The organism is Blastococcus goldschmidtiae (assembly GCF_031845325.1).
In the GTDB taxonomy this organism is placed as follows: domain Bacteria; phylum Actinomycetota; class Actinomycetes; order Mycobacteriales; family Geodermatophilaceae; genus Blastococcus; species Blastococcus goldschmidtiae.
On record NZ_JAVREI010000007.1, the window covers coordinates 92,139 to 105,293 of the forward strand.

Consider the following 13,155-nt stretch of genomic DNA (forward strand, 5'->3'; position numbering starts at 1 on the left):
CCGTCGTCCCCCGACCGTGAGGGACACTGGGTCCGTGGCAATCGCTGGAGACGTCCTCACCGCACAGCCGACCCGCGAGGTCGCCCGACGGGCGTGGCCGCAGTGGCTCGCGCTGGGCGTGGCGATGATCGCCGTCGCCGGGGCGTCGATCGTGTGGTCCGACGGCGGAGCGCGGCTCCTGCTCGGTGCGCTGGGGCTCTTCCTCGCGGTCCGCGGCGGGGCGCTGCTCCGGAGCGCGCCACGGCTCGCCGGTGAGCTGAGCGGCCGTGCGCGCACCCTCGGCTCGGTCGCCGCGGTCCTCGGGCTGCTCGCTCTGGTCGTCGCCCTGGTCCCCGGCGAGGCGGCCGCCCGGGTGCTGCTGGTCGGCGTCCCGGTCGTCCTGCTCGCCGGTGCGCTGGCGCTGCTGTCCCGCAGCGGCGTCGCCCGCCGCGGCGGGCAGGCGCTGCTCGTCTGGGGGGTGCTCGTCACCGGCCTCCTGGCCGTCACCGGGTTCGCCCGGGACTGGGGCCGGGCCGCCGACGCCGCGACCGTGGTCGGCGCCCTGATGCTGGCGGTGCTGGCCGTGCCGGTGCTGGTCAGCGCCGTCAACCTGCGTGCGGTCGCGGCCCGGCCGTCTCCTCCGGCAACCGGCGGCGGCTGCGGTGGCTGCGCCTGCGGCGCCGGGGGCTGCGGCTCCTGATCATCCGGGCGCCGGGCGACCGGTGTCCGCACCGTCCCCACCGGGGTAGAGGCGGTGCATGAGCGGACACGTCTTCGTGGTGGGCGCCGACCTGACCCGGCTCTCCTGCGACGACGTCCTGGTGCCCACCGGCCGCAGCCTGCGCATCTCGCCGGGCTGGTGCCCGCTGGTGCCCGGCGAGCTGATCACCGAGTCCGGTGACGAGGGCGCCTGCGTCAGGCTGTCCTGGGACGCCGACGAGCGCGTGCTCGAGGTGCCCGGCGGCGGTCCCCGGCGCGCCTGGCTCGTCGACACGGTCGACGACGAGGGCCGGGGCCTGCCCTGGCTGCTCGACGGCGCGCGCGAGGCGCTGGCCGCCGTCGCCCGCCGGGAGGTGGACCACCCCGCGCACGGCCGGGCGCGGCGGCTGGTCGGCCTGCCCGCGCTCGGTACCGGCTGGGGCGGTGCGGCCGGCCGGCGGGGGGCACTGCTGCAGGAGCTGCTGCCGGTGCTGCACGAGGCGGCGCGGGAGCACGGCTTCGACGTCGCCCTCGTGCTCAAGCGGCCCAGCGACCTGGCGGCCGCCCAGCGGGTGCGCCGCGCGGGGGACGGCGGGTGGGACCTGCCCGCCTCCCTGCACCGGCTGGCCGAGCAGTTGGGTGACCGGGCACGGTGCGGCCAGCTGGCGGTCTTCCTCGGCGCCGGCGTCAGCGCGGCGGCGGGGCTGCCCACGTGGGAGCAGCTGGTCGGTGAGCTGGCCGACCGCTCCGGGCTGGACGGGGAGCTGCGCGCCGGTCTCGTCCGACTGCCGGCGCAGGACGCCGCGGCGCTGCTGGCCCGCGAGCTGGGCAGCGAGGCGCTGGCGTCCTTCGTCTCGGAGCGCTTCGGGCCGGGCCCGTACGCGCTGGCGCACGCGCTCGTCGCCGGCCTCCCGGTGCAGGAGTTCGTGACCACCAACTACGACCCGCTGGTCGAGCAGGCCGCGAACGACGTGGGCCGCGGCCTGCGGGTGCTGCCGTTCGAGCAGGCCCGGCCCGGGGCCCCGTGGCTGCTCAAGCTGCACGGGGACGCCGCCCACCCCGAGAGCGTCGTGCTGACCCGGGAGGAGTACCTCCGCTTCGGGGACTCCCGGGCCGCGCTGGCCGGGGTGCTGCACTCGCTCCTGCTGACCCGGCACGTCCTGTTCGTCGGCACCTCGATGCTGGACGACGACCTCATCCGCATCGCGCACGAGGTGCGCAGCGCCCTGCAGGTGCAGCGATCGGGCCGCGCGCACCGCAGTGGCACCGTCCTGGCCCTGCGCGAGGACGTGGCCCGTGCCCGGCTGTGGGAGCAGGACGTGGAGACGGTGGCGATGGCCGGCGCCGACGTGCCGTCCGCCGAGGCGGCGAGGCGCCTGGAGGTGCTGCTGGACCTGATCGGCTGCCTGTCCACGCCGCCCACCGGCTACCTGCTCGACCCGGCCTACCGCGGGCTGCTCGACGGGGAGGAACGCGCCCTGGCCGACGCGCTGGTGTCGGTGGCCGGGCTGGTGCCCGAGGGCGGGGTCCCCGGCGCCGGGCAGGAGGTGGCCGCGCTGCTGCACCGCCTGGGCCACGGCAGCTCGCCGGCCGGAGAGCCGCCTGGCCGGGGCCATGATCCGGATCCGGACTCGGGCCCGGACCCGGATCCGGACCCGGGCCCGGAGCAGTAGCCGGACCGACCGGCGATTGCCCGGCGGCACCACGGGGCAACGGTCGAGGGTGGCGCGACTGGAGAACAGCCTGAAGCTGCTGACCCGGGGATACGGCTGGCTGCCGGACAAGCGACGGCAGACCGGTCGGCGGACCGTGCCCACCCGGCTGGGTGGGCTCAAGGTCCTGGCGATCGAGGGGCCCGAGGCCGCTCGTTTCCTCTACGACGAGAACCACGTCCACCGGGCGCACGCGATTCCGGAGCCGGTGCAGGGCACGTTGTTCGGCAAGGGGGCGGTGCACACCCTGGACGGCGAGATGCACCGCGTGCGCAAGGCGATGTTCGTCGCGCTGCTCATGCGCGAGGACGGCATCGCCGCGCTGGTGGAGCAGGCCACCTCGGCCTGGGACGACGCCGCCGCCCGCTGGCCGGGCCGTCGGATCGTGCTGTTCGACGAGTCCGCGCAGGTCATCGCCGGCACCGTCTGCCGCTGGGCGGGGGTGCCGGTTGCCGACGACGAGGTGCCGGCGCTCGCCCGTGACCTGGTGTCGATGGTCGACGGCTTCGCCACCGGCGGCCCCCGGCACTGGCGGGCGCGCCGGGCCCGCGGGCGCCGCGAGGCCTGGCTGTCCCAGCTCGTCACCGACGTCCGCAGCGGAGCGGTGGCGGTGCCCGAGGGGTGCGCGGTCGACGTCGTCGCCCGGCACACCGACGCCGACGGCGAACGGCTGGACCCCCACGTGGCGGCGGTCGAGCTGCTCAACATCATCCGGCCGACCACCGCGGTCGCGTGGTTCATGGCATTCTCTGGGCACGCCCTGATCCGCTGGCCAGAGCACCGCGAGCGGCTGGCCGCCGGCGACCCCGCGAACGCTTCGGCCTGGGCGCACGAGGTGCGCCGCTTCTACCCGTTCGCCCCGTTCATCGGCGGCCGGGCGCCGCAGGAGACCGAGCACGACGGCGAGCGGATCCCGCGGAACTCCATGGTCCTGCTCGACCTGTACGGGCAGAACCACGACGCGGACCTGTGGCCGGACCCGTACGACTTCCGGCCCGAGCGCTTCCTGGACCGGGAGATCGGCGCCTTCGAGCTCGTCCCCCAGGGCGGCGGGGACCCGCGCACCAACCACCGCTGCCCGGGCGAGCAGCTCACCGTCGGCCTGCTGTCCGCGCTCGCGGTCCGGCTGGCCCGGCTGGAGTACGAGGTGCCGGAGCAGGACCTGGAGATCGCTCTGCACCGCATCCCGGCGCGGCCGGACAGCGGCGTCCTCCTCGACGTCCGCTAGGAGCGCTGCTCCAGACCGGACAGCTCGGCGGGGAGCTCGCCGGGGTGCAGGACGCCGAGCCGCTGGGTGGCGCGGGTGAGGACGACGTAGAGGTCGTTCCAGCCGCGTACCCCCTCGGCCACGATCGCGGCCGGATCGACCACCAGCACCGAGTCGAACTCCAAGCCCTTGGCGCCCTCGGGCGGCAGCACGACCGGCGCGTCGGCGGCGTCGGGCTCGGCGGACAGGCGGGCGGCCACCGCGGCGCTCACCGCGTCCAGCCGGCTCCGGGGCACGAGCACCCCGAGGGTGCCCTCCTCCTTGTCCAGCTCCAGCGCGGTCTCGGCGACGGCGTCGGCCAGGCCGGCGTCGTCCACCCGCTGCGCCCACGGGTGCACGCCGGTGGAGCGCACCGACGTCGCGGCCGAGCCCGGGGCGCCGGTCGCGGCGAGCACCTCGGTGGCCACGGCCATGATCTCGGCCGGGGTGCGGTAGTTGACGGTGAGCTCGGCCAGCTGCCAGGTGAGGCCGAGGTGCGGGGCGAGCACGTCGGACCAGCTGGTGGCGCCGGCGAGCGTGCTGGTCTGGGCGACGTCGCCCACCACGGTCATCGAGCGGGTGGGGCAGCGGCGCATCAGCAGCCGCCAGGCCATGGCCGAGAGCTCCTGCGCCTCGTCGACGATGATGTGCCCGTAGGTCCACGTGCGGTCGGCCGCCGCCCGCTCGGCGGTGCTGCGGTAGTCGCTCTCCTCGTGCCGGTCGGCCAGCCCCTCGGCGTCGAGCAGGTCGCCGGCCAGCAGCTCCTCGGCCTCCTCCTCGGTCTCGGCGTCCGTGGAACGCGAGCCGTGCAGCATGTCGAGGGTCTCCTGGGCGTCCCGGAGCCGCCGCTGCCGGTCGCGCTCCTCGGCTCGCCGCTGCGCGGACTCGTCGATGCCCAGCAGCTCGTCGACCTCCTCGAGCAGCGGGACGTCGGCCGGCGTCCACGGCGACGACGGCTCCCGGTGCAGCAGGTTCCGCTCCGCCTCGGTCAGCGAGGTCGCGACCGTGTCGAGCTGGCGGCGGGAGGCGAAGAGCTCGCGGAGCACCCGCTCGGCGGTCAGCCGGGGCCAGAGCCGGTCGATCAGCGCGTGCACCGCGGGCTCGGCGGAGACCTCGCGGCGCAGCGCGGCGACGTCGCCCGCGTCGAGCAGGTTCGCCCCGCCGAGCACGTTCTCGCCGAGCTTGTCGGCGTACTTGCGGGCCAGCACCTCGATCACGGTGCGCCCGGCCGCCGGCCGGGCCTCGTTGTGCACCCGCGAGGCCGACCGCGCCCGGCTGCGGACGCGGGCGGCGTCGGCCTTGGTGAAGCGAAGTGGGATGCCGTCGATCTCGATCTCGGCCGGGCGGTCGAGCACCGCCTGGCGCTGCTTCACGGCCGCGGCGACGACGTCGGCCATCGCCAGCCGTCCCTTGACCTCCGCCACCTCCGGCGGCTCGGGTGCGTGCGCCTGCAGGCCCGGGCGAAGCCCGCCGATGTCGGCGAGGACGACGCCGGTCTCGCCGAGGGAGGGCAGCACGTCGGCGATGTAGGTGAGGAAGGTGGGGGAGGGGCCGACGACGAGCAGACCGCTGCGGGCCAGCCGCTCGCGGTGGGTGTAGAGCAGGTAGGCGGCCCGGTGCAGCGCGACGGCGGTCTTGCCCGTGCCCGGCCCGCCCTGCACGACCAGCACGCCGCGGACGTCGGCGCGGATGATCCGGTCCTGCTCGGCCTGGATGGTGCGGACGATGTCGGTCATCCGGCCGGTGCGCGAGGCGTTCAGCGCGGCGAGCAGGACCGACTCCCCGGCCAGCCCGCCGCGCTCGCCGGCGCCGCCCTCGGCTGCTGCCTCGCTGATGTCCAGGGTCTCGTCGGCGACGCTGACCACCGTGCGGCCGCGGGTGCGGATGTGCCGGCGGCGCCGCACGCCCTGGTCGTGCAGCGCCGTCGCGGTGTAGAAGGGCTGCGCGGCCGGCGCCCGCCAGTCGACGAGGAGGGGTTCGTCGGCGCCGTCGGCGAAGAGCCCGATGCGGCCGATGTAGCGGGGCGTCGCGGTGTCGTGCCGGTCGAGCCGGCCGAAGACCAGACCGCTCTCGGCGGCGTCGAGGGCGACGATGCGCCGGCTGTGCAGTTCGACGGCGGCCTCGCGCTCGCCCACGGCCTGGGGGTTGTGCGGCACCAGGGCCAGCGCGTCGGCGAGCCGGCCGACACTGCGCGCGCGCACCTCGTCGAGCCGGTCGAACAGCGCGCTCACGTAGGGCTGCTCCGCGGCGATCCCGGAGTCGGGGGCGTCCGCGCTTCGAGCTGTCGACAAGTCGTGCCGCTTTCGGTCGGACGTGCACTACCTCCCGTGCGGGAGCGCCGGTCGTGGCGGCCGCCCATTATGCGCGCCCACCCCGGCGTCCAGATCACGTGATCCCGGCGGTTCGAGGGCGCTGACGAGGCGGGATCACACGATCCCGGCGGGTGGCGGAGCCGGTCAGGCGTCGAGGTAGGCCACCAGCTGCTCCGCGAGCTCCGCCGGCCGGCTGAGGGCCACGAGGTGACCGCCTGGGAGCTCGTCGACCGTCAGGCCGAGCCGGTCCCGGGCGACCCGGCGCTGGAAGTCCAGCGGGAAGAAGCGGTCGTCGCGGCCGGCCAGCACGCGGGTGGGCACGTCGGGCCAGCGGTCCAGCGGCCAGGGGTCCTCGAACGGGCGATCGGCCTGCTCGAAGGGCTCGGCCTGCACCGTGGCGGCGACGTCGGCGGGCACGTCGGCGAAGAAGGCCGCCGTCATGTCCCCGGGATCGGCGTGGCCGGTGTTCGCCCACCACGCGCCGCCCGTCTCGCCGGGGCTGGGCACCATCGCGTTGAGCAGGACGAGCAGCCGCACCGGCAGCCGGTCGCAGACCAGCGGCGTGGTGAGCCCGCCCATCGACTGACCGACGAGCACCACGGGGTCGGCGGAACCACCCGGCGCCGTCCGGACGGTGCCGACGACGGCGTCGGCGTACGCGGAGAGCCCGGCGTCCGGGTCGGCGGCGGGTAGGCCGACGGCCAGGGCGCGGTGCCCGCGACGCTCCAGCTCGGGCACCAGGAGGCGCCAGTAGGAGGCGCTGCCGCCCGCTCCGGGGACGAGCACGAACGTGGTCACGGCAGAGGAGACCGCTCCGAGTGAGCCAACTCATCGCCGTCGCGTCTCCTGGCAACCGTGCGGACACCATGCCGTCACAGCGGCTGCCTAGCGTCGGCCCCGTACTCGACGAGGGGACGGACATGACGACGAGCACCCTGGAACGGCCGGTTCAGCGGCCCGCTCCCGACGGCAGCGGCCGCGACCGCTGGACCTGCGAGAACTGCCGGACCGAGACCAGCGCCGTCCGGAAGCGGTGCACCGACTGCGGCACGTCCCGCTACTGACGGGGCAGCTCACCGCGCCGGGGGCGCCCCCCGCAGGCGGACGACGTCCGCACGGTGCCGCCGGCCGCCCAGCCACCGCCAGGCCAGCCGGTCCGGCGGGGACAGCCCCCTGAGGATCCGTGCCCGGTCCCCGGCGCAGCTGTCCTCCAGCGCCAGGCCGAGCACCAGCCGGCGCTCCCGTCCGGTGAGCCGGCAGGAAGCCGCCGAGGCGACGGCGGACACCTGCGCGGCTCCCAGGTGCGCGTCCAGCAGCGGGAGCAGATCGTGCTCCTCGGCGGCGGTGTGGTCGGCGACGGCATCGGCCAGGCGGCGGCAGTCCAGCGCCAGGCCGTCCCGGGCGGCGGGGGTGCCCGCCACCGCCCACTGCCGCGCCGCGGTGCCCAGGTCGCGCACCGCGGCGTCGATGCGGCCGGCCCGGACGGTCCAGTCGGCGACGGCGGTCCGCAGCGGCGCCTGCCCCCCGTCCGGCACGGCGCCCAGCAGCGCCGGCCACAGGACGTCGCGTTCCAGCCGGTGGTGCGCGAGCAGCAACCGTCCGACGAGGTCGGCGTGCCCGGTCAGGGCGCGGGTGCGTGCCGCCTCGGCCGGCGGGGCCCAGCTGACCAGCTCGGCGAGCAGGTGCAGCTCGCGGCGGAGCACCTGGTGCACCACCCGCTGGGCGGCGCCGGCGGCGCTGCCGGGGTCCGGCGGCACGCGCCGCGACCCGGGCCGGCCGTCGTCGCCGGGGCGTCGGGGAACCGGCAGCACGGACGTGCCCGCAGCGGCCTGGACAGCGGTCATGGTGCACCTCGCTGGGCGTCGGGCCGGCGATCCGGCCGGCCCGGATCGAGGACGACGCGGCGAGGGTAGGACCGATCGGGAACGCCCGACAGGGATGTCCGCAACGCAGGCGGTCAGGTCGCGGGCGCGCGCCGGTGAGCCTGTCGCTGCGCGTCCGCCGGCTGACCCATCGTCACCGGTCGCAGGGGGCGTGGACCGCAGACAGGCCCGGCGTCCTCCCCTAGGGTTCACCGCGTGGAGAAGGTCCTGCAGCGGAACTGCGTGCGCCTCACCGGCTCGCCCGAGGGCCGGCCGATGATGTTCGCCCACGGGTTCGGCTGCGACCAGCAGATGTGGCGCTTCGTCGTCCCGGAGTTCGAGACCGACCACCGGATCGTGCTGTTCGACCACGTCGGTGCCGGCAACTCCGACCTGCAGGCCTACGACCGCGCCAAGTACAACTCGCTGCGCGGGTACGCCGCTGACGTCGTCGAGATCTGCCGCGCGCTGGACCTCACCGACGTGGTGTTCGTCGGGCACTCGGTGAGCGCGATGATCGGCGTGCTGGCCATGCAGCAGGCCCCGGAGGTGTTCGGCGGGCTGGTGATGATCGGCCCCAGCCCGAGATACGTCGACGACGGCGACTACGTGGGCGGGTTCAGCCGCAGCGACATCGCCGGGCTGCTCGACGCCCTGGACGCCAACCACCTCGGCTGGTCGGCGCAGATGGCGCCGGTGATCATGGGCACGCCGAACCAGCCGGAGCTGGCCGCCGAGCTCACCAACAGCTTCTGCCGCACCGATCCGGACATCACCCGGCACTTCGCCCGCGTGACGTTCCTGTCCGACAATCGCGCCGACCTGGCCGGTGTCGCCGTCCCCACGCTGGTGCTGCAGTGCACCGAGGACGTGATCGCGCCCGAGGTGGTGGGCCGCTACGTGCACGAGCAGATCCCCGGCAGCGTGTTCACCCAACTCGCGGCCACCGGTCACTGCCCGCACCTGAGCGCCCCGGAGGAGACGGCGGCGGCGATCCGAGCCTTCCTGCCGGGGTGACCGTGACCAGCCCGCAGGACCCGGGCGGAAACGGCCCGGAGGAGTGCGGCCGGCTGGACCACCTGCTCGAGGACGATCCCGCCGACCTCTACGAGAACGCCCCCATGGGCTACCTCTCGTCGCTGCCCGACGGCCGGATCGTCAAGGTCAACCGGACCTTCTGCGACTGGATCGGCCGGCCCGCCGGAGAGGTGCTGGGGCTGCGCTTCCAGGACCTGCTGAGCATGGGCGGCCGGGTCTACTACGAGACCCACCTGATCCCGCTGCTGCGGATGCAGGGAGCCGTGCGCGAGATCGCCCTGGACCTGGTGCGGGCCGACGGGACGCCGCTGGCCTGCCTGGCCAACGCGGTGGAGATCAGGGACGACGACGGCACGCCGCTGCTGCTGCGGGCGACGGTGTTCGAGGCCACGGCACGACGGCGCTACGAGCGCGAGCTGCTGGCCGCGCAGCGGACCGCCGAAGAGTCCGAGCTCCGGTCGCTGACGCTGCAGATGGTGGTGTCGGACCTGGCCGCCGCCGTCTCGGTGGAGGACGTCGCCTCGGTCATCGTGGAGCGCAGCAGCGAGGCCCTGCGGGCCCGGGGCGCAGCGCTGATCCTCGTGGATGCCGACCCGCACGACCCCGAGGGGGTGCCCGCGCTGCGGCGGGCGCGCTCGGAGGGGTTGCCGGCCAACCTGCTGCCGGAGCTGCGCGACGCCGCGGGCAGCCAGCTCGCCGTGGAGCTCGCGCGCGGGGTGCGCTCGATCGTCCGCGACGACCGGCTGCGGCGGGTGCAGCCGGGGTTGTCCGCGGCGATGGCGGCCGCAGGGCTGTCCGAGCTCGTGGTGGTGCCGGTGACCGCCGACGGCCGGCGCCTCGGGGTGCTGGTGCTGGCCCTCGGCGAGGGTGTCGACGACCTGATCAGCCTCGAGCCCGCGGACGGAACCGCGAGGCTCACGACGGCCGACATCAACCTGCTCTGGACGATCGGCCGCCAGGCGGGGCAGGCGCTGGAGCGGGCGCGCCTGCACGAGGAGACGGCCCGGCAGGCGGAGCGGGCGTCGTTCCTGCTCGAGGCGGCCCGGTTGCTCGCCGAGGCCGCCGACGTCACCGAGACCGTGGACCGGCTGGCCGGGCTCGTCGTGGGCCGGCTGGCCGACCTCTGCGTCGTCGACCTGGACACCGACGGGGGGCTCGTCCGGCCCGCCGTCCGCCACGGCGATCCGGCGTGTGCGCACCTCGCCGAGGAGCTGCGCACCCACCACCTGCCGCGCCGCTCGACCGCGCACCCCAGCGTCCGTGCGCTGCGCACCGGCGGGACCCAGTGGATCCGCACGGTCGACGACGACTTCCTGCGGTCGGTCGCGGTGGACGAGGCGCACCTGGAGGTGATGCGGGCGCTGGACCTGGCCGCCGTGGTCGCGGTGCCGCTGACCGCCGAGGGGCGGCAGCTGGGTGTGCTCACCATCGCGGCCGACGCCCGGCGCGGGCCGTTCACCGGGGCGGACGTCGAGGTGGCCGAGCAGCTGGCGCTGCAGCTGGGCCTGGTGGTGGCGCGGGCGCAGCGCTTCGACCTCGCCGTCCGCACCTCGCACGCGCTGCAGGGCAACCTGCTCCCCCCGGCGCCTCCCGCGCTGGAGGGCCTGGCCATCGCGGTGCGCTACCTGGCGGCCACCCACGGGGTCGACGTGGGCGGCGACTTCTACGACGTCGTCGAACTGCCGGGGGGCCAGGTGGGGTTCGCGGTCGGCGACGTGGTCGGGCACGACATCACCGCGGCCGCCACGATGGGCCAGCTGCGCAGCGTGTACCGCGCGCTGCTGGCCGACGGCCCCTCTCCCGGCGCGGTGGTCGACCGGTTCCAGGCGGGCTGGCCGCTGCTGGGCCTGCGGCGCATGGCCACGGCACTGTTCGCCTCGCTGGACCCGGCGTCGGGCCGCTTGCAGATCGCCTCGGCGGGCCATCCGCCGCCGGTGGTGCTCACCGGCGGCCGGGCCGGGTTCCTGCCGGTCCGGCCGAGCCGGATGCTCGGCGCGCCGCCGTCGGCCGCGGCGGAGTGGGAGGGCGTCCTGCCGCCGGGGGGCGGCCTGATCCTGTTCACCGACGGCTTGGTCGAGAGCCGCTCGGCCGACATCGACGAGGGCTTCGACCTCCTGCTCGCGGCCGCGTCGTCCGCGGGGACCACCGACCCCGACGCCCTGTGCGACCACCTGCTGGCCGAGCTCACCGGCACCGACCGGGCCGACGACATCGCCCTGCTGGTGCTCACCCGCCTCTGATGCGTCCCCTCCGGCTCGCAGCGACGGTGGCCCTCTGCCTCGTGGCCGGGTGCGGTGCGAGTTCCTGGGGGACGGTGAGGGACGCCGCGGGGCAGGAGCAGCGGGTGGAGTGCGCGGGTACCGAGCTCCCGGCCGTGGTGTTCCTGCACGGGCTGGGGGACCGGGCGTCGTCGGCGTCGTTCGAACCGGTGATCGACCGGCTGGAGCCCGACCGGCGGTGGTGCCGCTACGACCGCCCCGGAGCCGGGGACAGCCCGGCCCCGACGCGGTCCGGCCGGGACGCCGAGGACCTGGGCCGCGAGCTGGACGCCGTGGTCGCCGAGGCCGACGGGGACGGCGCGGTGGTCCTCGTGGGCCACTCCTTCGGCAGCTACCCGGCCCTGGACTACGCGCTGGCACACCCGGACCGCGTCGCCGGACTCGTCCTGCTCGACGGCGTCGAGCCGGCGTTCGGACTGGCCCGGGCGCTGGGGGCCGACGACCTCGACGACGTCGCCATGGCCGAGGAGGCGCTGGACCTCCGCGCGATCCAGGAGCAGACCGAGCAGGCCGTGGCGGCCGGGGGCGAGCCGCTCGGGGATCTCCCGCTGGTCGTCGTCGCCCGCGGGCGGGACGGCTCGGCGGCCTGGACGGCGGCGCAGCGCGCGCTTGGCGGGCTCTCCTCGGCCGGGGCGCTGCGGACCGCCGCGGACAGCGGCCACGACATCCCGGCCGACGCTCCCGGGGCGGTCGTCGACGCCATCGGCTCGGTGGTCGGCTGACCGCGCCCCGGCACCGTTCGGAGCGCTCCTGTACAACCGAGGCTGCAGGCAGAGCCACCTCGAGCTGGGAGTCGCATGAGCAACCCGTTGACACTGGCGCCGGCGCCGCGATCCGACGCGGCCGAGCGGGTGCGGGGCGAGGTGCGCGACTTCCTGGCCGAGGAGCTGACCGCCGGCAGCTTCAGCACGCACGTGGACACCTGGCTGTCCGGCGTGGCCCCCGAGTTCTCCCGCAAGCTGGGCGCCCGCGGCTGGCTGGGCATGACCTGGCCCAAGCAGTACGGCGGCCACGAGCGGACGGCGATGGAGCGCTACGCCGTCACCGAGGAGCTGCTGGCCGCCGGTGCGCCGGTCGCCGCGCACTGGATCGCCGACCGCCAGTCCGGCCCCAACCTGCTGCAGTACGGCACCGAGAAGCAGCGGCAGGAGATCCTGCCGAAGATCGCCCGCGGTGAGTGCTACTTCGTCATCGGGATGAGCGAGCCGGACTCCGGGTCCGACCTCGCCTCGATCCGCACGAAGGCGACGCGCAACGCGGCCGGCGACTGGGTGGTCAACGGCGCCAAGGTGTGGACGTCGAACGCGCACCTGTCCCACTACGGCATCGTGCTGGTGCGCACCGCGCCCGTGGACACCACGAACCGGCACGCGGGCATGTCGCAGCTGCTGATCGACCTGTCGCTGCCGGGCATCACGATCAACCCGATCCGCATCCTGGACGGCGGGCACCACTTCAACGAGGTCGTCTTCGAGGACGTCGTCGTCCCGGGCGACATGCTGCTCGGCGAGGAGGGCAACGGCTGGCACCAGGTGACAGCCGAGCTGGCCTTCGAGCGGTCCGGTCCCGAGCGCTTCCTGTCGACCTACCCGCTCATGGCGGAGTTCGGCCGCCGCGTCGCCGCCTCGGGCGACCCCGCCGGGCTGGTGGCGCTCGGCCGGCTCTCGGCGCGGGTGCTGGCGCTGCGGCAGATGTCGCTGCGGATCGCGGCGGCCCTGGACCGCGGTGAGCTGCCCAACATCCCGGCCGCGCTGGTCAAGGACGTCGGGACGACGTTCGAGGCCGACGTCATCGAGGAGGTCCGCCGGGTGGTCGACGTGCTGCCCTCGCTGGACTCGCCCGACCCGCTGGCGCGGGCGCTGGCCGAGGCGCAGCTGCACCAGCCCGGGTTCACGCTGCGGGGCGGCACCAACGAGATCCTGCGCGGGATCGTCGCACGTGGATTGGGGCTGCGATGACGACAGCGAGCGAGCATCGCCACTGGCTGGGGGCACCTCCCGCTTGCGGGGGACAGCGACCGAGGAGCGG

Annotated in this window: 11 protein-coding genes; 8 read left to right on the plus strand and 3 right to left on the minus strand. The window is 75.6% G+C overall.

Annotation, left to right across the window (positions count from 1 at the left end):
* Positions 1-34: 34 nt before the first annotated feature.
* From RM425_RS11915 to RM425_RS11925, 3 genes are read left to right on the plus strand one after another with little or no spacing between them, the layout of a single operon-like run.
* Positions 35-679 (plus strand): hypothetical protein, encoded by a 645-nt coding sequence (locus RM425_RS11915; protein ID WP_311345422.1) that lies wholly within the window; start codon positions 35-37, stop codon positions 677-679.
* A 58-nt stretch (positions 680-737) separates the two neighbouring features.
* Positions 738-2,351, plus strand: a complete 1,614-nt coding sequence (locus RM425_RS11920) for an SIR2 family NAD-dependent protein deacylase (RefSeq protein ID WP_311345423.1) — start codon at positions 738-740, stop codon at positions 2,349-2,351.
* Positions 2,352-2,400: 49 nt separating this feature from the next.
* Positions 2,401-3,618 (plus strand): cytochrome P450, encoded by a 1,218-nt coding sequence (locus tag RM425_RS11925; RefSeq protein WP_311345424.1) that lies wholly within the window; start codon positions 2,401-2,403, stop codon positions 3,616-3,618.
* Here the strand turns inward: RM425_RS11925 and RM425_RS11930 are convergent.
* Together RM425_RS11930 and RM425_RS11935 are read right to left on the minus strand one after the other, a co-directional pair.
* Positions 3,615-5,867 carry a helicase gene (locus RM425_RS11930; protein WP_311345425.1) on the minus strand — a complete coding sequence of 751 codons (2,253 nt, stop codon included), beginning with the start codon at positions 5,865-5,867 and terminating at the stop codon, positions 3,615-3,617. The two genes, RM425_RS11925 and RM425_RS11930, sit on opposite strands and share 4 nt — an antisense overlap.
* Positions 5,868-6,092: 225 nt before the next feature.
* Positions 6,093-6,746: an alpha/beta fold hydrolase gene (locus RM425_RS11935; RefSeq protein ID WP_311345426.1), complete on the minus strand. Its 654-nt coding sequence runs from the start codon at positions 6,744-6,746 to the stop codon at positions 6,093-6,095.
* A gap of 122 nt (positions 6,747-6,868) precedes the next feature.
* On the opposite strand from RM425_RS11935, the gene RM425_RS11940 reads away from it, so the two are divergent.
* Positions 6,869-7,012 (plus strand): hypothetical protein, encoded by a 144-nt coding sequence (locus RM425_RS11940; RefSeq protein WP_311345427.1) that lies wholly within the window; start codon positions 6,869-6,871, stop codon positions 7,010-7,012.
* Between the two features lie 9 nt (positions 7,013-7,021).
* Here the strand turns inward: RM425_RS11940 and RM425_RS11945 are convergent, their stop codons facing one another.
* Positions 7,022-7,792, minus strand: a complete 771-nt coding sequence (locus RM425_RS11945; RefSeq protein ID WP_311345428.1) for a hemerythrin domain-containing protein — start codon at positions 7,790-7,792, stop codon at positions 7,022-7,024.
* A 234-nt stretch (positions 7,793-8,026) separates the two neighbouring features.
* Between RM425_RS11945 and RM425_RS11950 the strand changes: the two genes are divergently transcribed.
* The 4 genes from RM425_RS11950 to RM425_RS11965 all read left to right on the plus strand — a co-directional run bounded on the left by RM425_RS11950 (position 8,027) and on the right by RM425_RS11965 (position 13,085).
* A complete protein-coding gene (locus RM425_RS11950) occupies positions 8,027-8,827 on the plus strand; it encodes an alpha/beta fold hydrolase (RefSeq protein WP_311345429.1) in 801 nt (266 codons plus the stop codon).
* Between the two features lie 2 nt (positions 8,828-8,829).
* Positions 8,830-11,088 carry a SpoIIE family protein phosphatase gene (locus tag RM425_RS11955; protein ID WP_311345430.1) on the plus strand — a complete coding sequence of 753 codons (2,259 nt, stop codon included), beginning with the start codon at positions 8,830-8,832 and terminating at the stop codon, positions 11,086-11,088.
* Between the two features lie 104 nt (positions 11,089-11,192).
* Positions 11,193-11,849 (plus strand): alpha/beta fold hydrolase, encoded by a 657-nt coding sequence (locus RM425_RS11960; RefSeq protein WP_311345431.1) that lies wholly within the window; start codon positions 11,193-11,195, stop codon positions 11,847-11,849.
* A gap of 75 nt (positions 11,850-11,924) precedes the next feature.
* A complete protein-coding gene (locus RM425_RS11965) occupies positions 11,925-13,085 on the plus strand; it encodes an acyl-CoA dehydrogenase family protein (protein WP_311345432.1) in 1,161 nt (386 codons plus the stop codon).
* The last annotated feature ends 70 nt before the right edge of the window (positions 13,086-13,155 follow it).

What these genes read in the sequence shown, in the direction of transcription:
- RM425_RS11920 (WP_311345423.1), top strand. Translation starts at nt 738, where the DNA reads ATGAGCGGACACGTCTTCGTGGTGGGCGCCGACCTGACCCGGCTCTCC.
- RM425_RS11940 (WP_311345427.1), top strand. Translation starts at nt 6,869, where the DNA reads ATGACGACGAGCACCCTGGAACGGCCGGTTCAGCGGCCCGCTCCCGAC.
- RM425_RS11945 (WP_311345428.1), bottom strand. Translation starts at nt 7,792, where the DNA reads ATGACCGCTGTCCAGGCCGCTGCGGGCACGTCCGTGCTGCCGGTTCCC.
- RM425_RS11965 (WP_311345432.1), top strand. Translation starts at nt 11,925, where the DNA reads ATGAGCAACCCGTTGACACTGGCGCCGGCGCCGCGATCCGACGCGGCC.